Genomic DNA, 20275 nt, shown 5'->3' with positions numbered 1-20275 from the left:
GAGGAAGAAGGCACAGTCGAGGTCGGGCGTGGCAATACCCGCCGCAACCTCCTCCTCGGCGACGCAAGGGATGTCCGGATAAGCGGCGCGCAGGCCGGCCAGGATAATCTTTTCGCTTTCGCGATCGGCTTCCGTCACCGGCGAAGAGTCGGACTTGCTGTCGACGGCGCAGCCTTCGTGGAAAACGCGCATCACCGCGCGGCCGGCATCGAGCGCGAGGCGCTCGAACACGCCAAGCATTGCCGCGTCGTCAGATGCCGCCGCCATCGTCATACTGCTCTTCGGCAACGTCGCGCTCCGTCAGCCAGTGTTCCAGGGCTTCCGCCATCTCCTCGGGCGTCCTGCCGAGAGTCTCGAGGTGGATCTCGGGGTTCTCCGGCGTCTCGTAGGGAGAATCGACGCCGGTGAAGTTCTTGATCTCGCCGCTCAAGGCGCGGGCGTAAAGGCCCTTCGGGTCGCGGCGGGCGCATTCCTCGAACGGCGTGTCGACGAACACCTCTACGAATTCCCCCTCGCCCATCAGCTCGCGCGCCATGCGCCGCTCGGCGCTGAAGGGCGAGATGAACGAGACGATGACGATCAGGCCCGCATCGGCCATCAGCTTGGCCACTTCGGCGACGCGGCGGATGTTTTCGACCCGATCCGCGTCGGTGAAGCCGAGATCGCGGTTGAGGCCGTGGCGGACATTGTCGCCGTCGAGGATGTAGGTGTGGCGGCCGGACGCGAACAGCTTCCTCTCGAAAAGATTTGCGATGGTCGACTTGCCGGAACCGGACAGACCGGTGAACCAGAACACCGCCGGGCGCTGGTTCTTGAGGTCAGAGCGGCCGCGCTTGCCGACGTCGAGCGATTGCCAATGGATGTTCTCGGCGCGGCGCAGCGAATGCAGGATCATCCCGGCGCCGACGGTGGCGTTGCTGATGCGGTCGATCAGGATGAAGGCGCCGGTCGTGCGGTTCTCGGCGAAGGGATCGAAGGCGATCGGCGCCCGGGTCGACAGGTTGCACACCCCGACCTCGTTGAGGTCGAGGGACTTCGCCGCTTCATGCGCGAAATCGTTGACGTTGACGCGGTATTTCAGATCGGTGACGGTCGCGCTCACCTGATCGGTTTCGGTGCGCAGGATATAGGACCGGCCGGGCAGCAGGGCCTGCTCGTCGAACCAGACCAGATTGGCGGCGAACTGGTCGGCGACCTGCGGACGTGCGGCCGGCGATACCAGCATGTTGCCGCGCGAAACCTCGACCTCGTCCTCGAGGACGAGCGTGATGGCCTGGCCGGCAACAGCCTGCTCAAGGTCGCCGCCATGCGCGACGATGCGCTTGACCCGGGAGGCCCTGCCCGACTTGGCGACCACGACCTCGTCGCCTTTGGAAACGGAACCGGATGCAATGGTTCCGGCAAAGCCGCGAAAATCGAGATTGGGACGGTTCACATACTGGACGGGGAAGCGGAACGGCAATTCGATCGCCGCCTCGTCGACAGACACGGTTTCCAGATGCTCGATAAGCGACGGCCCGGAATACCAGGGCGTTCGCTCCGAGCGGCTGGTGACATTGTCGCCGAAGCGCGCCGACATCGGAATCGGCACGATACTGTTGAAGCCCAGGCTTTGCGCGAATTCGCCGTAGTCGGCGACGATCCGGTCGAACACGGTCTTGTCGAAGCCGACGAGGTCGATCTTGTTGACGGCAAGGACGATGTGGCGGATGCCGAGCAGCGAGGCGATGATCGAATGGCGCCGGGTCTGGCGCAGCACGCCCTGGCGCGCATCGATCAGCACGATGGCGAGGTCGGCGGTCGAAGCGCCCGTCGCCATGTTGCGCGTGTATTGCTCATGGCCGGGCGTGTCGGCGACGATGAACTTGCGCTTCGGGGTGGCGAAGAAGCGGTAGGCGACGTCGATTGTGATGCCCTGCTCGCGCTCGGCCTCCAGCCCGTCGACGAGCAGCGCGAAGTCGATGTCGTCGCCGGTGGTGCCGTGCTTGCGAGAATCGTTCTCCAACGCGGCGAGCTGGTCCTCGAAAATCTGCTTGGTATCGGACAGCAGCCGGCCGATCAGCGTCGACTTGCCGTCGTCGACCGAGCCGCAGGTGAGAAAGCGCAGCAGCGATTTCTTCTCCTGCGCGGCCATGTAGTCGCGGATCGAATCGGTCGGGGCGAGGCTCTTGGCCAGGATGTGGCGCATGCTCAGAAATACCCCTCGCGCTTCTTCTTTTCCATGGAACCTGCCTCGTCGCGGTCGATGAGGCGGCCCTGGCGCTCGGAGGTGCGGGCGGTCAGCATCTCGCCGACGATGGCTTCGAGCGTGTCGGCATCCGATTCTATGGCGCCCGTCAGCGGATAGCAGCCCAGCGTGCGGAAGCGCACGAGACGGTTCTCGATCTTCTCGCCGGGGCGCAGTTGCATGCGGTCATCGTCCTTCATGATGAGCATGCCGTCGCGTTCGACGACCGGCCGCTCCTTGGCGAAATAGAGCGGCACGATCGGGATGTTCTCCTGCAGGATGTACTGCCAGATGTCGAGCTCGGTCCAGTTGGACAGGGGAAAGACGCGGATCGATTCGCCCGGCGCGATCCGGGTGTTGAAGATCTTCCACATTTCCGGCCGCTGGTTCTTGGGATCCCAGGCATGCTGGGCATTGCGGAAGGAAAATATGCGCTCCTTGGCGCGCGACTTCTCCTCGTCGCGACGGGCGCCGCCGAAGGCCGCGTCGAAGCCGTATTTGTCGAGCGCCTGGCGCAGCGCCACCGTCTTCATGACATGGGTGTGGGTGTTCGAGCCGTGATCGAAGGGGTTGATGCCGTCGCGCACGCCGTCTTCGTTGACATGAACAAGCAGGTCGAAGCCGAGCTTCTGCGCCATCTGATCGCGAAAGGCGATCATCTCACGGAACTTCCAGGTCGTGTCGACATGCAGGAAGGGAAATGGCGGCTTGGCGGGATAGAAGGCCTTCATCGCCAGATGCATCAGCACCGAGGAATCCTTGCCGACCGAATACAGCATCACCGGCTTGGCGAAAGAGGCCGCAACCTCACGGAAGATGTGGATGGATTCGGCCTCTAGCCGCTGCAGATGGGTGAGCGCGATATTCATAAGCTATTGAGCGTTCTTTCGTGCCGGCCAGGCCTTGCAGCAGGCGATTGGCGCGGTTTGCTAAAACAGCCCGTCAAGCCCTGGACACTTGTCGCGGGCGTTCTAGCAGATCGCCATCGCCCATAACAATGCAAGACCCGCGCCGGGCACAGCGCTTTGGGAATGAATTTTCCAAGTGAGCTTGATAAGTCGGAAAATTCTCCCAGACAAGCCGAGCAATTGAAAGGGGCCGAACAAACCTATTTGCTTCGATCGGCTAGGTTGACTTCCAAGAGCTTTCGTCCACGCCGCCGATTTTTTGGCTGGACATCCTTCGGTCGCCCTATCGGAGATCGGAGCCAGCCGCTATACCGGCGCGGGAGCAGGCGAGGCGCGGCAGAACGGGATCGGTCAAAGCCAATTGTTCGGTACCCCGGCGGGTCTGCGCACAACCTGGAAGATTGCGAAGCAAGGCATTGAACCCGTTTACATCGCTTCGGCGGCATCTCACGCCGACACAGATCAACATCTATTTCTCGATCGTCTGCTTCTTCTCGCCGCCCGTGCTGGGATCGGTGGTCAGCTTCGTTTTCAACGGCGGCGCGCTCTGGTCCGTATTTCTGCTCGCCATCAGACGGCGGCGGTTCAACATCGACCGGTCGATGCTTGCCATGACGGTGGCGATCTGTGCCTATTGCGCGGCCATCGTCCTTGCTTCGATCGTCAACGGCACGCTGGCGGCGGATCTGCGGTTGTTCCTGCCGCTGATCACTTTCCTCTTCTTTCCGATCTCCTATTCGACCTGGAGCATCACGGAAAAGACCGTGCTTGTACGCATCGTCGTGCTGGCGAGCGCCGCGGCATGTTTCGGCGCGCTGCTGCTCGCCGTCGTTCAGTATTACTGGATCGGCACCAGGGCCGAAGGCGGTGCCGGGAATGCCATCGTATTCGCGACGGTGACCTGCCTGGCCGCGGCGATGAGCCTCGCAGGCGCGCTGTCGGGGATCGAAAAGCGCTGGAAGCTGCTGACTCTCGCTGCGCTGTCGGGCAGCTTGGCGGTGCTTTATTCGGGCTCCCGCATCATCTGGCTGGCGCTGCTGCTGGCGGGCATCGCCGTGCTCTCGATCAACCGGCGCCGGCTCAGCGGGTTGAAACTCGCGCGCATTGCGCTGATTGCCGGCGGCGCCTGCCTGCTGCTCGCCGCGATCGCGTTTCCCGTCATTGCCAATCGCGCTGACTTCCTTTTCAGCGACTTGGATGCGCTCACCACCAAGAACGACCATACGACGGCGCTTGGGCTGCGGGTGGCGATGTGGGAGATCGGCACGAAGGCGTTTCACGAGGCTCCGATTTTCGGACATGGCATCACAGGCAGCCGGGCGCTGATGAAACAGGGTTTTCACGATCAATTCGGCATGGACGCAGGCTACAACCATTACCACAACGGTTTTCTGACCGCGGCGGTGCAGGCCGGTTTGCTAGGGGCGTTCGCCTTGGCGGCGATCTTCGTCGTCGCGGCCTGGAACGCGGCAAGGGCGCTGCGCCGCAGCGCCGGCCCAGCGGAACGGTTCGGCGCAACGATGATCATCGTCACGGTCGTCACCTATCTCATAGGCGGGCTGACCGGTATCCTGGTCGGCCAGGACCTTCTCGATTCGACGCTGATGGTGTTCCTGGTTTCGGGAACCTATCTGGCTTGCGGACGAACGGTGCCGCCGACCGGCAAGAGCGCAGCCATTCCTTCGGCCGCCGGCCGGCGAACATGAAGGTCCTGGTCACCGGGGCGACGGGGCTGATCGGACGCCAGGTGACCGGCCGGCTGCGTCAGGCCGGCTTCGACATACGCATTGCGTCCCGACGGCCAGAACGGCTGCAGGCTGCGGGCGAGGTCTTTGCGCTGCCTGGCGCCGATGCGCCGGACGATGCCTTCCTGACACTGATGCGCGGCGTGAGCCATGTCGTCCACTGCGCGGCGCTGAACAACGATCGGAACGCCAGCGACGCCGACTATCAGGCCGTCAATGCGACGCTGACCGCGCGCCTGGCCAAGGCCGCGGCCGCACGTTGCGGCGGGCGCTTCATCTATCTCTCCTCGATCCGGGCCGTGGCCGGTCCCGGCTTCAGCGGCACGATCAACGAGGCGATGGCCCCTGCCCCGCAATGCGCCTATGGCCGATCCAAACGCGAAGGCGAGATCAGGCTGATCGAGGCTTACGCCGGACGCCCGGATGCCACGGCACTGCGCCTGCCGCCCGTCTATGGGGAGAGCATGAGGGGCAACATGGCATCGCTGATGCGGCTTGCCGACACCGCCCTGCCGCTGCCGGCCGGCGTGCTGGCGGGTGTGCGCTCGCTGATCGCGTCCGACACGGCGGCGGGCGCGGTACTGCACCTTGTCAGCCGTCCGGGACCGCTCCACCCGGCCTATGTCGCGGGCAACGCAGCTCCGCTGGCGATGTCAGAAATCATCGCCGCGTTCCGGCGTGGTTTCGGCCGTCCGCCGCGGCTTGTTCCCATGCCTGCGATGCCGCTGCGGCTGGCGGCAAGGCTGCTCGGCAGGCAGCCATCATGGCAAGCCTTGACCGCGACCCAGATCTGCGATCCGTCGCTGCTGGCCGCGGAAGGTTGGATGCCGGAAACCGCTACGCTCGGCCGGCTTGAGGAACTGGCGCGAGAAAAGGCCGCTCAGGCCCGGTAGAATGTCCCCAGCAATATCCTGAGGTCGAGGCCGATCGAAGCGGCCTTCAGATAGGCAGCGTCGATCTCGGCGCAGAGTTTCGGGTCGGACATGTCGATGCCCTTGATCTGCGCCAGCCCGGTGATGCCCGGAAGCGCCGAAAGCACGCCCAGCCGCTGCCGGTGGCCGATCAGCTCCGTTTGCGTCGGCAGGCATGGACGGGGACCGACAAGGCTCATCTCGCCCTTGAGCACGTTCCAGAGCTGCGGCAGCTCGTCGATCTTGGTCGAGCGCAGCACCCTGCCCACCGCGGTGACCGACCCGGCAGGCGCCTCGTGCGTTGGCAAGGACGGGGTGTTGCGATGCATGGTGCGCAGCTTGTGGCAGGCAAAGACAGCGCCGCCGCGCCCGACGCGCGGCTGCGAAAAGATGGCCGGTCCGGACGACGTCGCCCTGACCGCCAGCATGGCGATCAGCACAACGGGAGACGTAACCGCCAGCATGACGGCCGCGATGGTCAGGTCGAAAGCCCGCTTTGCCGTCACGGCTCAGATCCGCCGCCAAAGAAAGGCAAGGTAGAGGCCGAGCGTGCCCATCAGGGTCTGCCGGTAGACGCCGCTTTTGCCGAGCAGGCTGAAGCGCCTGAGAGCACTGCCCTTGCGCGCCCTGATGAACAGGCGAAGGCAGCGTGCTGCATCGCGTGTGACGAGGTCGCGGTTGACGGCAAGGCCTCTGAGATTGCTGTCCGTCCAGGTGGCGAACTGGCCCTGGAACAGCCGCCCGAGCCTCGAAAGCCTCGCCTTCCACGAGATGTTGGCGCCAACCAGATTCGCCCCGTGCTGCCGGTATCTGACCAGCGGCCGCGGCTCGTAACGGACCTTGCCGCCGGCGGCGGTGACGACGAGATAGGCCCACCAGTCATGGCTGACGAATTCGGTTCTTGCCGATGCCTTCGCCAGGAGGTCGCGCGCCGCGCGGTTGAAGAGCATGGTGTTGCCGCCGGCGATGCTCTGCACCAGGGCGTTGCGGAAGGATGGCAGGCGGCGGAACAGCGGCGAATGGCCGGCCGGGACGCCGGTCTCCGAAATGGTCGCCGTGCGCGAGCAGAACAGCAGCGGCATTGCCATATCCTGTGTCTCCATCCAGCGAATGGCGCTCTCCAGCCGGTCCGGCTCCCAGACATCGTCCTGGTCGCAAAAGGCGTAGTAATCGGCATCGACGCGCGGATCGATGATCATCGAGCGGAAGTTGGCGGCGAAGCCGTTTCGCGGGCCCTGCACCAGCGCAAGGGAGCCCTTGTTCCAGCGGGACCGCCACGCCTCAATGATCGCGAGCGTGGCGTCCGTCGAGCCGTCGTCGGAAACCCAGAGATCGACATGGGGCCATGATTGGGCGAGCAAGGATTGCAACTGTTCGCCGATAAAGGCGGCGCCATCCCTCGTGCCCATGAGAACGGCCACGCGCTGATCTTTTCCGGTCACTGCTTCAGAACCCCGCAGGGCATTCGAACAGGCTTCAATAGCCAATTGCGGGAGGGCGGCACAGGGCTAACTGATCTGTCCGGCCGCTTTCGGCACCGCCCGCTGGGGCGCGCCGCCAATGCCTTGCCCTGCCCGGTTGAGCCCGGCCAGGATCGCGAGGGCCGCGGCCTTGTCCTGGTCCCGTATGGCGGCCACCAGCGCCGGCAGCGCGGCCTCGATCCTCCGCCACTCGACGACGTCGGTCCTGAGGCCGAAGATCTTGGCGATGTCGAGCTTGACGACCTCCTCGCCTTCGCCATGCAGCGCCTCGTGCAGCTTCTCGCCGGGCCTGATGCCGGTGAAGCGGATCGGAATGTCGGTATAGGGGCTTTTGCCGGCCATGCGGATCATGGTTTCGGCGACTTCGAGGATCGGCACGGGCTCGCCCATGTCCAGCATGTAGATGGCATAGTCGTCCCTGCCCTGGCGCCGCTCGGCATCGGCGGCCGACATGATGACGAGATCGACCGCCTCGGCCACTGTCATGAAATAGCGCGTCATGCGCCGGTCGGTGATGGTGACCGGCCCGCCGGCCTCGATCTGCGCCTGGAAGATGGTCGCCACCGAGCCGTTGGAGCCGAAGACGTTGCCGAAGCGCACGGCGATGAATTTGGTGCCGGGACGACGCACAGTTGGGACGCCGGCATGGCGGCCGTTCAGCCCGCCGGCAGGGAAAGGCGACGGTGCGGCGTGCGTTTCATGCAGCGAGGAGACGATCTGTTCGGCCGCGCGCTTGGTGACGCCAAGCATCGAGCTCGGGTCGACGGCCTTGTCGCTGGAAATCAGCAGGAACTGCGGCACCCCGCATTCGGCCGCGACCTCGGCGCAGGCGAGCGTGCCGAAGACATTCGTTTCGATCGCCGCTTCCCAGTTCTCTTCCAGCAGCGGCACATGCTTCAGCGCCGCGGCGTGAAAGATGATGGCGGGTTTGAACTCGCTGACGAGGCGCATCATGTGCGGCCGGTCGGTGACATCGACGATGCGGCTGGCCAGCCGGCCGCGGTCTTTCTCGTCGATGATCTGATCGAGCTGGAAGATGCCGAACTCGGAATTGTCGGCCACCAGCACCGCCTCGGCGCCGAGCTCCAGCGCGCGCTTGACCAGCACACGGCCGATGGAGCCGGCTCCGCCGGTGACCAGCACGCGCTTGCCGCCGACGAAGGCGCCGATGCGCGCGATGTCGGTGGCGACCGCCGAACGGCGCATGATGGTTTCCATCTCGACGGCATCGAGAACCAGCTTGCCGCCCTGCCCCAGCTCCGAAAGACCGGAGAACTGGACGACGGCGATGCCGCTATGGCGGGCGACGCGCACCAGCTCGGCATAGTCCTCGATCTCGCGCTCGACCCCCTTGCCGAAGATCAGGAGGTCGAGGTTTTCCGTGCCCTTGACATACTCTTCCAGCACCTCGACCAGACGCGGCCGCAGCGCCACGACCGGAACGCCCTGGATCTGCGTGCCGAGCGGCGCGCCGGCCTCCGTGGCCATGATGCCGGCGATGGCATATTCGGCCGGCACCGCCGTGCGGGTGAAGCGGACGATCACGTCGGCCTCGCTCAGCCGGCCGATGAACAGCGCCTGCTTGATCGACGCATCGCCGGCGGCGCGGCGCAGGATGCGCCAGGACGCACCGTCGCGCAGGAAACGATAGTAGAGCCTGGGTGCCGAAATGATGGTGAAGGAGACCAGGAAGAAGACGATGAACTGGCGCTCGTTGAGGCCGGCGACCGGCTGGAAAAAGGAGCGGAAGGCAATCGAGGCCAGATAGAGAACCACCGTCAGGCTGCCGCAGCCCTTCAGGATGTTGAAAAAGTCGGGCGTTGAGGCAAAGCGCCAGACGGTGCTGTAGAGGCCGCAGGTGCGAAACAGGAGATGGGCAAGGAGCACGATCAGCGCCCAGCAGGCCAGCCCGCCGGAGGAGAACGCATCGAAGGAAAGCCGCGACTGCGAGAGCGTGAGGCTGAGCGCCACCGCGATCAGGACCATGACGAGGTCCTGGACCATGATGATGGCGCGCCGCATCTTCGGTCGCAGGCCCGATACGGCTTCTACATAGGCGGTCATTGGGTAGTACTGAACTCCAGGCGCGGGAATACTATCAGAGCGGCGCGGGACAGAACACCGTCCGCCGCCACTCCAGATTGCAAATCCCCAACCCCGTCACCCTGTTATCGCATTAGCGCGGACTTGGGGGGAGAGCTAGGGGTTTTTTCCTGTTCTACTCGCCCACGAAGAATCGATTCACATGTTGCCTGTCGCGTTGCGGCAAAATAGATGTGTCGCTGGGTGGCATGCAGTCGGATTCTGGGCGGGACGCTCCACTGCTGAAGGCAGACTAGATTGGAGAGTCAGCAATGCAGGACGTCGACTTCAGACAGCGTGTTTCAGGCAAGTCATATGTCAGCCTACTGGAAGATATCGAAACCAAAGTCCTACTTCGAGATTGGCGTCCAATTTGGCGATACGATTAAGTTGGCGGAATGTGCGACGATCGGTGTCGATCCGCGTTTCAGATGCGAGACAAACATCATAGGCAGAAAGCCGAGCTGTCTACTATTTCAACAAACGAGCGACGCCTTCTTTCAGGAGCACAATCCTTCAACGATACTTGGCAAACCCATCGACCTTGCTTTTCTGGATGGCATGCACCTGTTTGGATTCCTGCTTCGGGACTTTATAAGCACGGAAAAGTACTGCGCCCCTGAATCTATTATCGCGCTACACGACTGCTTGCCGCCGGGGTTCTATATGACTTCGAGGGACATCGCCGATGCGAACCACCCTCACTCCGCATTCCCAGGTTGGTGGGCTGGTGACGTATGGAAGATCGTGCCGACCTTGAAGCAATACCGGCCAGAGCTTTCGATTACGATTACGGATAGTGCGCCAACCGGGCTCGTCGTGATTACGCGCCTCGATCCTGCAAATGAGACGTTTTCGGTCAATTATGAGAAAATCATCGCTGCCTTTGAGCCTATCGATCGGAATGAGTTCACTCGCTACTGGGCCTCGGTACCAATGGTTTCAGCAGGCTCTTTGGATCTCCAGGCATTCCAGCCCTTCCAACGAGAAAAACAATGATTCCTAGGATTGTCTGGATCCTGTGGCTCCAAGGACTCGAAACGGCGCCAGCGATCGTCAGAGCCAGCGTGAATTCTTGGGAAAGGGTCAACCCGGATTGGACGATACAAATCCTGAGCAGAAAGAGCCTGGGAGACTTTTTGCCCGAGGTGGACGACCCAAAGTCGATCCTCTCCATGTCACATCCGGACGCAACCTACAGTGATATTATTCGCATCGAATTGCTGTCGAGATACGGGGGGGTTTGGGTCGACGCTACTTGCTTCTGTCTGCAGCCTCTCAGCCGGTGGCTCGATGGCGTGACGTCAGAGAATTTTTTTGCCTTCGAGCGACCTACCCCGACACGAATGCTATCTTCATGGTTCCTGGCGGCCAGCCAGTCGTCTTACATCATCCATGAATGGCGCAAAAGGATCAACCGCCACTGGCAGAAGCGAACAGATGACCCGGATTATTACTGGTTTCACAATCTGTTTGGCAAAACCTACCAAGATGATGAAAAATTCCGTACCGTCTGGGACCGCGTTCCGAAAATATCGGCGGGCCCGCCACATATGTTCACACCTTATGAGACCAGGCTGCTTGGCCCAGTTTCAGAAGATGATCGACAGGTCGTGTTGTCTGCCAAAATTCCGGTCCTAAAGCTTACACACAAGGTCGACCACGGTGCGGCACGCGCTGGAAGTGTCTATGACTTTCTTTGCGACTACGCTAAGCTAATTTCTCGCCGCAGCACTGAGCACGCGAGCGGCCGATACACTGCAGTCTCCGGTAAGGTCTCCAAAACTCTGTCAGTTCTTTTGTGTTGGTATGGGTCGTTGGAGGGCAACGGAACTGTTGGAGATCTTTTCGCGGTTCAGAGCGTCGCTGATCGCTTAAAAGCGGCGGGGATAGGTTTCACGCACCTAACAGCCAGTTCTGCCTTCGATATTTCAGGCCACAGAACGACTTGGGAAGAAGCCATCGAAAATGACTACACCACACTCGTTTTCGTGTGTGGTCCTGTCATCAAAAGTCATCCGATTGTAGACACGGTAATTCGCCGGTTTCCTTCGCTGCGAAAGATTGGGGTCAGTGTCAGCCAGTTCGCACCAGACCACGCCAACTACGTCCAGCCTTTCGACACTGTTCTGGCGCGCGAAGGAAGCCGTCAGCGTTTTGAAGACGTTGCCATTCTCGCTCCTCAGCCAGTCATCCAAAAGCACGTGCGAGAATTGGATAAACGCCTTGTCGTAGGCCTAGTGCTGCGCGGAGAACAGGGCGAATATGGACCCCAGACTTCGCTGCACGTCCGCACCAGTGCGCTCGTGGTCCACGTGCTCGAATCTCTCGCCGCCAAGCATCGAGTCGAGACGGTGGAGGTAGAACACCACTTGGCCCGCGCCGGTCGCCGGCCGTCTGAAATCGAAGCGTTGTATTCATCGTGCGATCTTGTGCTCACGTCCCGTTTCCATGGCGCAATTTTAGCCATGCGCAATGAAATTCCTTTCATCGCCATCGATCAAATTCGCGGAGGTGGAAAGTTGACAAATTTACTTTCCACGTCTGGATGGCCGTTTGTTTATCGGATTGAGCAGGCAAATATACAGGAAGTGAGCCGCGCTGCGTTGGAGCTTGCACATGGTCACAATGGCGATCTCTTGCGTAACGTTACCGAGCGGGCGAAGACACGCGCTACTGAAACGCTGAATGCTTTGGAGGAATTGCTGGAGACAAAAGCACCTGCGATGTTGCGTCCAAGTTCACGCAGCCTATTGCAGCGAGTTCGGGCTCGTTGGCGACGCGGATGAGTGCCCCCTCAACGATTTTGTGAAGCATACGAAAATCACCATCTACTGAACCTCGTACACCAGCGCTTACCAAATAAGATCCTGGTAACATTAAGCAGCTGAAAGTGAAGCTTATTTTCAGAGAAGAACCGACGGATACGAGCGGGATTCTTTCTCTTTTTACCTTGTGCGTATCCGTTCCCGCAATAACCAGACCCGTTACACTTTTGAATAAGAACTCGAACCCCACATCCATCGCCTCAGATGTGAAGTCAACCATATACTCAAATACATACCGTTTTCCCGCCTGCAAAACATTTATTTTCTCACCGCCAAGAGTCAGGACACTCATATCTCGGATGCGGGCTCCTCTCTCTTCAAGATAAATCGTAGACTTTGAACTTAGGTTGAGATCATAGTAGTCGGCCTCCTGCGCAATGACGCCGTTTGTTTCCGACTCCACCTTGGACGATACAACAACGGAATCAACTGTGGCTGACTCTGAGCTGGATAGCATTGAACAGGCCTCATTAGATGAACCACCCTCTGCCGATTTTACGTGAGAGATAGAAGCATTTTTTTCGCCACTATCAACATCTGACCTTTGCGATTCCAGAAATGTTGCGTTAAGTTCCACGATCCCATTGCGAATTTCTTTCCCCATTTCGACGCTTGCATTGACCAGTCGTTGATATTGGCTAGTGACGGTCTTTGGGCGGCCAAGCATAATTACTTCGCCCGCATCGAGCAGTACAGCGCGATCGCAAAGTTGGACAATCGTCTGCGCCGCATGACTGACGAACAAAATCGTACCGCCACGCTCTTTGATCTGTTCGATCCGCGCGAAGCATTTGCGGGAGAAGGCCTCATCGCCGACCGCCAAAGCCTCATCGACCACCAAAATATCGGGGTCGACATTGATCGCCACGGCGAAAGCTAGCCGTACATACATGCCGGACGAATAGGTCTTCACAGGCTGCTCGATGAAATCGCCTATGTCAGCGAAAGCAGCGATAGATCCGAAGCGCTTGTCCATCTCAGCACTGCTGAGCCCGAGGATAGACGCGTTGAGATAGGCGTTCTCACGACCGGTGAAATCTGGGTTGAATCCGGCACCCAACTCAAGCAAGGCGGCCACGCGACCGTTGACTGTGACCGAGCCGCTCGTAGGTTGCAGTGTGCCGCATATGATCTGCAGAAGCGTCGATTTACCCGAACCGTTGCGGCCGACAATGCCGACAGTCTCACCGCGCCGAACCTCAAGAGACACCTCGGTCAAAGCGGCAAAATCCCGGTAGTAACGCTTGGGCGCGCGCCCTACCAACCGCTGCAGTCGCGGCACCACCATCTGCCTAAGTCGATCCTCCGGCCGATCGAACATGAGGTGATGTTTGGAAACTGCCTTTACCGAGATGGCGATTTCAGAGGACATCAGCGAAGCCCTTCCGCGTGGCTTGGAAGAACAAGAATCCAAGCCCCGCAATGATCGCTGCCGCTATTGTATATACAGCCAGCGCCGACCAGTTCGGGATCTGGTCAAAAATTAGAACCTGGCGAGCCTGTTCTACCGGAATTGAAATTGGGTTCAGGGTCAGCCACGGTCGCACAGCACTCGGCAAGGCTTCTGTCGGCACAAAAATTGGTGACAGGAACATAAGCGCGCTTACGATAGGATTCAGAACTTGGCTGATATCCCGAAAATAAACCCCTGCTGCTGCGAAGAACCACGACAGGCCGATCAGAAGGAGCATAAAAGGAGCTACGACAATCGGGAGAAGTGGCGCCGTCAACGGGATTGAGCCTCGCGAAAGCAAAAGGAAAATGAGCATTACCAAAAAGCTCACCAGCATGTGAAACAGCGCAGCGGCTAGGGCAACCACGGGTAGGATTTCAAGCGGGAAAACAACCTTCTTAACGAAGCTGACATTTGCCAAAATAAGTGTCGGGGCCCTTGTCAGCATTTCGGAGAAGGTTTGAAAGAAGATGAGGCCCACGAACAATATGAGGGCGAACTCAGCTGTCGGCTGCGCATCGCCGCCGCCCGCCCAACGCATTCGCAGGACCGTGCCGAACATGAACGTATATACCGCCAGCATCAGCAACGGGGTCAGTAGCGACCACAAAATGCCGAGCATCGATCCCCGGTAACGACCAGCAACCTCCCGGCGCGTTAGGTTGACGATTACTTCCAAGTGGTTGAAGGTCACAGATTGATCACCTTGAGAAGAGCGCGGACGCGCTGCCTTAGCGCGCCTGTGTCGACTTGGGATGTTACTTCCCGCTGGGTCAAGTGAGGCTGGCCCGGGAACGGGCTTTCCACCATCTGCGATCGGCAGAGTAGAACTTCGTAGTCGAGCGAAAACACCGCGCTGGTGCGTGACAGCCACATTTCCGTGATGCCGTAGTCGTTCCAATAGCCGACCCAATCGTCGGGCATGACATCGATCAACTTGGTGCCGGGCTGGCACCAGACCACATTGGCGAAAGCCGAGCCATGCGCCCCAACGATTATTTTGGCACTTCGAAACAACCCCATCTGTTCGACGTAAGGAAGCTTGGATGGATCTATGGCAGTGAAGCCCAAGTTCTCCAGCGTTGAGATCACTTCGGCTTCGTTGTCGATGACGCGGTTTGAGTAGGTGTTGGCGCGGTCCCGCGCCAAGTAGATCAGTGCCGGGGCCTTGGACGCGCAGGGCAAAGCCGGTAGTGTGGCATATTGCGCTAAAGCGTCAGGGTTAGGATAATAGGTCGTGTTTGTCGTGAGGCCATTGCAGACAATCGCAGAGCGGAATCGGTAGGGGGTATGGGGAAGGATCAGAAAATGGTGCGGCAAGTACCCCCAGGTGGCCAAGATGCCACTCACCCATAACGGCGCATCATTCGGCAGCACTACCTTCAGACGCCCCTCTTTGATCTCCTTTTCCCAAAAAAGAATCTGAGGAACCACATCAAAGATGACGTGGCCAAATGCAAAGCTTGAATGAAGCGGCAAGATGACGTCTTCATCTATGAACTTGAACTTATTTGATAACAGAATGTACTTTTCGTCCGCTTCGTCCAGATAATCTAAAAGATTCAAATCTCGATAAACGTACCGGTACACGCGAATCGACTCTTCAACCAACGCTCCGCCTTGAGTAATTACCCCGATGGCTCGCGCGTGCGCCACGCAATTTAAAAATCGTCCAAATTGAAGCGGCACTGCATCAAAATGCTTCTCTGCGAAGAGATCGCTCAGCCGCTTCCGCTTCGTAGCATCCTTCCCGGCGGTCACCTCAACCCGTTTGCCAGTGACCGCCCTGCCGGGATAGGCGGTCAGGATAGCGTCGTTCCTCGCAGCCAGTAGCTCGGTTCGACTCTGGACTTCTCGCGCCGATCGGCCAAGAGAGACCGTCTCCAGAGCCATCGGGAGAGTATGTTGTCTCCCAGTAGCAGATGCCGCAAGGACGCGTTGTGAAGCTGACAACTGGCGCCACATTGACCGAGTTGGTCGCGCAAAGGCGCGAGCGGCTCGAAAGCCAAATCTGGCGATCTTGTAAGCTACCGGAGCGTGACTCAACAGGCTCTGTGTTTTCAACTTGATCGCGGCAAAACGCTGGCTCGGCACGTCTTCCACCCATATCGCGCTACTCGACACCGCGACGGAATTGTTCTCGTCCACGGAAGAGCGGAAAGGATGGGGATCAAAAACATCATCAAGGACAGATCTGCTCTCCTTGACTCGAAGGGTAGCATCCAGAAAAGCGCGGCCAAATTTTCTGTCGGGCTCAAGATGGCATCCTTCGGCCCATTCGTTCCACGCGTTTATGAAAACCAGGCGTTCGGTTGCGGCCCGCTCGGCTATAGTGCGAGACGTTGCGGCCCTCAACCAGCGCTCGTAGTTATCGGGGGTTGCACCAAGCATCGCTACGGCACGACTGCCGAGACGGGCAGTGTTGTCCCACGACGGGACCACCGTGCGATAGACCTTCTTGTTCCGGTAATCACGTCGAAGGAAATCGCCAGCCACATCGGCATAATTCACGAACATTCCACCCAAGGGTTGGAATGGCGTAACCTCGTGGCTGATATTTTCCACCATCATATTGTGCGGCGGAAACTCGACCCCTGCATCGAAACCAAGACCTTCATAGTCTAGATTTCCATGCGTAAGCGCGGCGACGAGGTGGATTTCCCCAATACCGATTTTGCGGCAGTGCTCCCGCCACTTTGCGACGGCCTGCGCCGGTTGCGGAAGTTGCTGAGGCCGATAGACGAGCACAATTGGACGACCCTCGACGCGAAGGTACCGGTCATCGCGCAAGAACGGTGCTATACTCTCGATGAAACCGGCTTCATACCCCGGCTGATAGTCCTGTGAGATCAGCAACTGCTGCTCCGCACCATCCCAGCGCCGCGTCCAGTTTTCGTTTGCCCAAGACAAACAAAAGGGCATACGTGCCGTTTTGTCAGCGAGATAGGCATCGACAGGTTTATCCAACAGCCGCTTGCCGTCGTTGAACCAATAATAATGAAAGCAAAACGCATCAACACCGTACTGCTGAGCTAGCGCTATCTGCTCATGCTGCGTTTCGCGAACTCGAAGATCATAGAAACCGAGTTCTGTTGGCAACTGCGGTTGATAATGTCCTTCAAACAAAGGTGCTGCCTTCGTGACATTTGTCCACTCGGTAAAGCCCTTCCCCCACCAAGCGTCGTTTTCAGGAAAGGGGTAAAATTGAGGTAGATAGAACGCAATGTAGACTGATTTCTGAGACAATTCCTCTACCTTCCTTCTATTGTCCTCGACCTCCTCCTTAGTTTTTCTCGAATCCTCTTTGCTGCCGGCTATAAGGTTTTCGTTTTTTACAGTTATATTCTCTCGCCTTTTTAGAATAGCTTCTCGCTCAAGCGACGCCGCTATCTCCAAGTCGGCCAGTTGCCTTTGCCCCAACCGCGCTTTGACAGCATCCCCGCTCTCGACCAATTCGAGAATTTGTTTATCTTTCTGGGCGAGTAACTTGGATTGAGCATTTTTTTGCGCGGCCAACGCATCAGCTTCGGCCTGGACGCTAACGTTTTGATCTATCAACGTTTTGATTCTGTCGCTAAACGTGGCCCGTCTAGCATGCAACTCAAGAACGCAAGCTGCGCCGAATTGCCGTGAGCCGGCATCGAAACTGGTCTTAATTTGGCCCAATCCTATGAGGGTCCTCTCGTCGTTGGCATCTTTCTCAAGAGATCTAACCGCCAGATAGGTGTCTTTGGCCCAGTCTGCGATTTCGTCGTTTCCGAGTAGAAGTTCGGTCGTTGCCGTATGATGTTGATGCCTTGCGGACAAAAATCGGTCGATCTCTACCCGCGCCTCGGTGAGCGGCTTGGGCCAGTCTATTGACAACGTTTCGTCAACTCTTGCGATCGCGGGGTACCAATCAGTGACGAGGGATTCATAAGAAAGAAAGGCACGCGTCGCACCACGCGTCGCCCATTCAGAATCCAGTACATAGCGGAGCCAGAGCAGCGAAGCGTATGCAGGAGTCAATCCGTCGCGCTTCTTCAGTGACGCTATCACTGAGAGCGGATTGCGTACGGTTAGAACGTAGCGCATTTGGAAATTCATCGAGCCAAGGATTTCCTCGTAGAGAGGAACAAATCTTGAAATGCGCGGTTCTTTTAAAACGATTAGAGACTCATCACCGTACTCTGCCTCCACAATTCGAGCGACCTCGTTCTTGAAAAACTGTTTCCTGGTATTTGAGAGGCCACCGAGATCGAAAGACCGCCAGTCATCCCAGCTACTGCCAGCTTCGGTGAGCATTTTTTCATTGAGCATATTGAGGCTGGTCGGCTCCCAATAGCCATTGGCATTGTTCTCGTCCGGAGCAATGACCTGTTTGGGAAGCGCCGCGCCCAGCAGGCTGATCGCCCTCGTCAGCGCGCTCGTCCCCGAGCGGTGCATGCCGAGCACCATGATGCAGGTGCGCTTAGCCGGCCTGGCCCTCGCTGACTTGGTATTCGCCGGCTTGGCGCCTGCGCGCTTCTTCGGCGCGACTTGATCGGCCGGCTGCGGCTTCGCGCCGTGCAATTGCTCGGGGGACGGGTTTTCGTTCATGCACTCAATGCCTGTTTCGTCTCGCCACCCTCCAGCCGGCGAACCACGCTTTCCACCGCGACCCGCCACTCCGGGGCTCGCCACTCAAACACGTTCGCAAACCTCGCGCTCGACAGCCGCGAATTGGCCGGCCGCCTTGCCTTGGTTGGATAATCCACTGTCGCGATATCGCGCACGCGCGCATACGAGCCACCAAACGCCCGGCTTGTGTCGAGGATGTGACGGGCAAAGCCGCTCCAGTTGGTCTCGCCGCTGCCTGCCAGATGGTAGACACCAAAGGCGGCGAAATTCTTGTCGTTTCGCAGCCTCGCCGCCGCATGCAGGATGGCGTCGGCGATGTCGAGCGCCGAGGTCGGATTGCCCCATTGATCGGCGACGACCGAAATCTCGTCACGGTCGCTAGCCAGCCTCAGCATCGTTTTGACGAAGTTCCTGCCGAACGGGCTGTAGACCCAGGCGGTGCGCAGGATGAGGTGGCGCGGGTTGGCGGCCGCCACGGCCTTTTCGCCGGCGAGCTTGGAGGCGCCATAGACGCCGAGCGGGGCGGTCGCGTCGGTCTCGACATAGGCGCTGTCCTTGGCGCCGTCGAAGACATAGTCGGTCGACAAATGGATGACGGGGACGCCGAGCCCTGCTGCCGCCTCGGCCACCTTGCCGGCGCCGGTGGCGTTGACCGCGAAGGCCAATTCCTTCTCGTCCTCGGCCTGGTCGACATTCGTATAGGCCGCAGCCGAAACCACGATGTCGGGCCTTGCCTCTGCCAGCGCCGCAAACACCGTCTCGGGGCGCGCCAGGTCGAGCGCCGGCCGGCCGACGGGAACGACCTCGACATCCTTGCTGCCCCGCTCTATCAGGCTGGCGGCAACCTGGCCCTCGCGTCCGGTGACGGCAAGCCTCACGCGGCGCCCTCCCTGCTCTCGGCCTGCCCGTTTCCGCCCTTCCTGACCGGGCTGTTTTCGATCGCCGCGTCTTCCATCGGGCCGTTCTCGATCGGGCCGTTTTCCATTGGACCCTGGCCCAGCCGCTCGCCATTGTAGCGCTGCTCGCGGATCGGGGCCCACCACCATTTGTTGTCGAGATACCAATCGACCGTCCTCGCCAGGCCGCTGTCGAAATTCTCCCGCGGCGCCCAGCCGAGATCGCGCGCGATCTTGGAGGCGTCGATCGCGTAGCGGCGGTCATGACCGGGGCGGTCGGTGACGAAGGTGATCAGGTCGCGGTAGCTTCTGCCGCCGGCGCGCGGGCGCCTCCGGTCGAGCAGATCGCAGATCGTCTCGACGACGCCGAGATTGGTGCGCTCGGAATTGCCGCCGACATTGTAGCTCTCGCCCGGCCGCCCTTTCGTCGCCACGAGTTCCAGCGCGCGGGCGTGGTCCTCGACGAACAGCCAGTCGCGCACATTGGCGCCGGCGCCGTAAACCGGCAGCGGCTTCTCGTCGAGCGCGTTGAGGATGACCAGCGGGATGAGCTTTTCGGGGAAATGGTAAGGGCCGTAATTGTTCGAGCAGTTGGAAAGCACCACCGGCAGGCCGTAGGTCTCGTGCCAGGCGCGCACCAGATGGTCGGAAGCGGCTTTGGACGCCGAATAGGGCGAGGACGGCGCATAGGCCGTCTCCTCGACGAACATGCCGCCGTCGAAAGGAAGGTCGCCGAACACCTCGTCGGTCGAGACATGATGGAAGCGGAAGCCGGCCTTACGCTCCCCCGACAGCCCGCGCCAGTAGTCGAGCGCGGCGTTTAGGATGCGGTAGGTGCCAACGATGTTGGTCTCGATGAAGGCCCCGGGGCCGTCGATCGAGCGGTCGACATGGCTCTCGGCGGCGAGGTTCATGACGATGTCGATGTCGTCGCGGCGCAGAATCTCAAGCACCGCTCGCTCGTCGCAGATATCGGCCTGCTCGAAACGGTAATTATGCGCATTCTCGATCGGCCTGAGCGAAGCGAGGTTGCCGGCATAGGTCAGTTTGTCGAGATTGGTGACGCGGTGGGCCGGGTTGGCGCACAGATGCCGGCAGACGGCCGAGCCGATGAAGCCGGCGCCACCGGTGACCAGGAAATTCAT

15 protein-coding genes are annotated in these 20275 nt (G+C 59.9%); 4 read left to right on the top strand and 11 right to left on the bottom strand.

Annotated elements, in window-relative coordinates:
• The 3 genes from EOA79_RS07180 to cysD form a co-directional block, all read right to left on the bottom strand.
• On the bottom strand, positions 1-240 hold a 240-nt coding region (locus EOA79_RS07180), incomplete at its 3' end, for an inositol monophosphatase family protein (protein WP_281060256.1).
• 10 nt (positions 241-250) lie between these two features.
• On the bottom strand, positions 251-2188 hold the full coding sequence (gene cysN / locus EOA79_RS07175; protein WP_164748287.1) for a sulfate adenylyltransferase subunit CysN: 1938 nt from the start codon (positions 2186-2188) through the stop codon (positions 251-253).
• Between the two features lie 2 nt (positions 2189-2190).
• Positions 2191-3096 (bottom strand): sulfate adenylyltransferase subunit CysD, encoded by a 906-nt coding sequence (gene cysD, locus EOA79_RS07170; RefSeq protein ID WP_066997810.1) that lies wholly within the window; start codon positions 3094-3096, stop codon positions 2191-2193.
• 455 nt (positions 3097-3551) lie between these two features.
• On the opposite strand from cysD, the gene EOA79_RS07165 reads away from it, so the two are divergent.
• On the top strand, positions 3552-4841 hold the full coding sequence (locus EOA79_RS07165) for an O-antigen ligase (RefSeq protein ID WP_095823764.1): 1290 nt from the start codon (positions 3552-3554) through the stop codon (positions 4839-4841).
• Positions 4838-5773, top strand: coding sequence for an NAD-dependent epimerase/dehydratase family protein (locus tag EOA79_RS07160; RefSeq protein ID WP_095823922.1), 936 nt, complete (start codon positions 4838-4840; stop codon positions 5771-5773). The genes EOA79_RS07165 and EOA79_RS07160 overlap by 4 nt, the downstream gene beginning before the upstream one ends.
• On the opposite strand, the gene EOA79_RS07155 is transcribed toward EOA79_RS07160, so the two are convergent.
• From EOA79_RS07155 to EOA79_RS07145, 3 genes are all read right to left on the bottom strand, one after another.
• Positions 5761-6255, bottom strand: coding sequence for a sugar transferase (locus EOA79_RS07155; RefSeq protein WP_095823923.1), 495 nt, complete (start codon positions 6253-6255; stop codon positions 5761-5763). The genes EOA79_RS07160 and EOA79_RS07155 overlap by 13 nt on opposite strands.
• A 45-nt stretch (positions 6256-6300) precedes the next feature.
• Positions 6301-7212, bottom strand: coding sequence for a glycosyltransferase family 2 protein (locus EOA79_RS07150; protein WP_245322291.1), 912 nt, complete (start codon positions 7210-7212; stop codon positions 6301-6303).
• A gap of 87 nt (positions 7213-7299) precedes the next feature.
• Positions 7300-9336, bottom strand: coding sequence for a nucleoside-diphosphate sugar epimerase/dehydratase (locus tag EOA79_RS07145; RefSeq protein ID WP_164748288.1), 2037 nt, complete (start codon positions 9334-9336; stop codon positions 7300-7302).
• Between the two features lie 333 nt (positions 9337-9669).
• Between EOA79_RS07145 and EOA79_RS07140 the strand changes: the two genes are divergently transcribed.
• Positions 9670-10353 carry a class I SAM-dependent methyltransferase gene (locus EOA79_RS07140; protein ID WP_164748289.1) on the top strand — a complete coding sequence of 228 codons (684 nt, stop codon included), beginning with the start codon at positions 9670-9672 and terminating at the stop codon, positions 10351-10353.
• Positions 10350-12143 (top strand): capsular polysaccharide synthesis protein, encoded by a 1794-nt coding sequence (locus EOA79_RS07135; protein ID WP_127335301.1) that lies wholly within the window; start codon positions 10350-10352, stop codon positions 12141-12143. The genes EOA79_RS07140 and EOA79_RS07135 overlap by 4 nt, the downstream gene beginning before the upstream one ends.
• Here the strand turns inward: EOA79_RS07135 and EOA79_RS07130 are convergent.
• From EOA79_RS07130 to rfbB, 5 genes are read right to left on the bottom strand one after another with little or no spacing between them, the layout of a single operon-like run.
• Complete coding sequence (locus EOA79_RS07130) at positions 12028-13554, bottom strand: ABC transporter ATP-binding protein (protein WP_095823767.1); 1527 nt, start codon at positions 13552-13554, stop codon at positions 12028-12030. The genes EOA79_RS07135 and EOA79_RS07130 overlap by 116 nt on opposite strands.
• Positions 13544-14329, bottom strand: coding sequence for an ABC transporter permease (locus EOA79_RS07125; protein ID WP_206522104.1), 786 nt, complete (start codon positions 14327-14329; stop codon positions 13544-13546). Before EOA79_RS07125 ends, EOA79_RS07130 begins: the two co-directional genes overlap by 11 nt.
• Positions 14326-18213, bottom strand: a complete 3888-nt coding sequence (locus tag EOA79_RS07120) for a glycoside hydrolase family 99-like domain-containing protein (RefSeq protein WP_095823768.1) — start codon at positions 18211-18213, stop codon at positions 14326-14328. The genes EOA79_RS07125 and EOA79_RS07120 overlap by 4 nt, the downstream gene beginning before the upstream one ends.
• Positions 18210-19112: a dTDP-4-dehydrorhamnose reductase gene (gene rfbD / locus EOA79_RS07115; RefSeq protein ID WP_095823769.1), complete on the bottom strand. Its 903-nt coding sequence runs from the start codon at positions 19110-19112 to the stop codon at positions 18210-18212. The genes EOA79_RS07120 and rfbD overlap by 4 nt, the downstream gene beginning before the upstream one ends.
• On the bottom strand, positions 19109-20275 hold the full coding sequence (rfbB, locus tag EOA79_RS07110; protein WP_245322311.1) for a dTDP-glucose 4,6-dehydratase: 1167 nt from the start codon (positions 20273-20275) through the stop codon (positions 19109-19111). Before rfbB ends, rfbD begins: the two co-directional genes overlap by 4 nt.

Origin of the sequence: Mesorhizobium sp. M1A.F.Ca.IN.020.03.2.1 (assembly GCF_004023205.1) — a bacterium.
Classification (GTDB): Bacteria; Pseudomonadota; Alphaproteobacteria; order Rhizobiales; family Rhizobiaceae; genus Mesorhizobium.
This window is presented reverse-complemented; position numbering and strand designations above follow the sequence as displayed.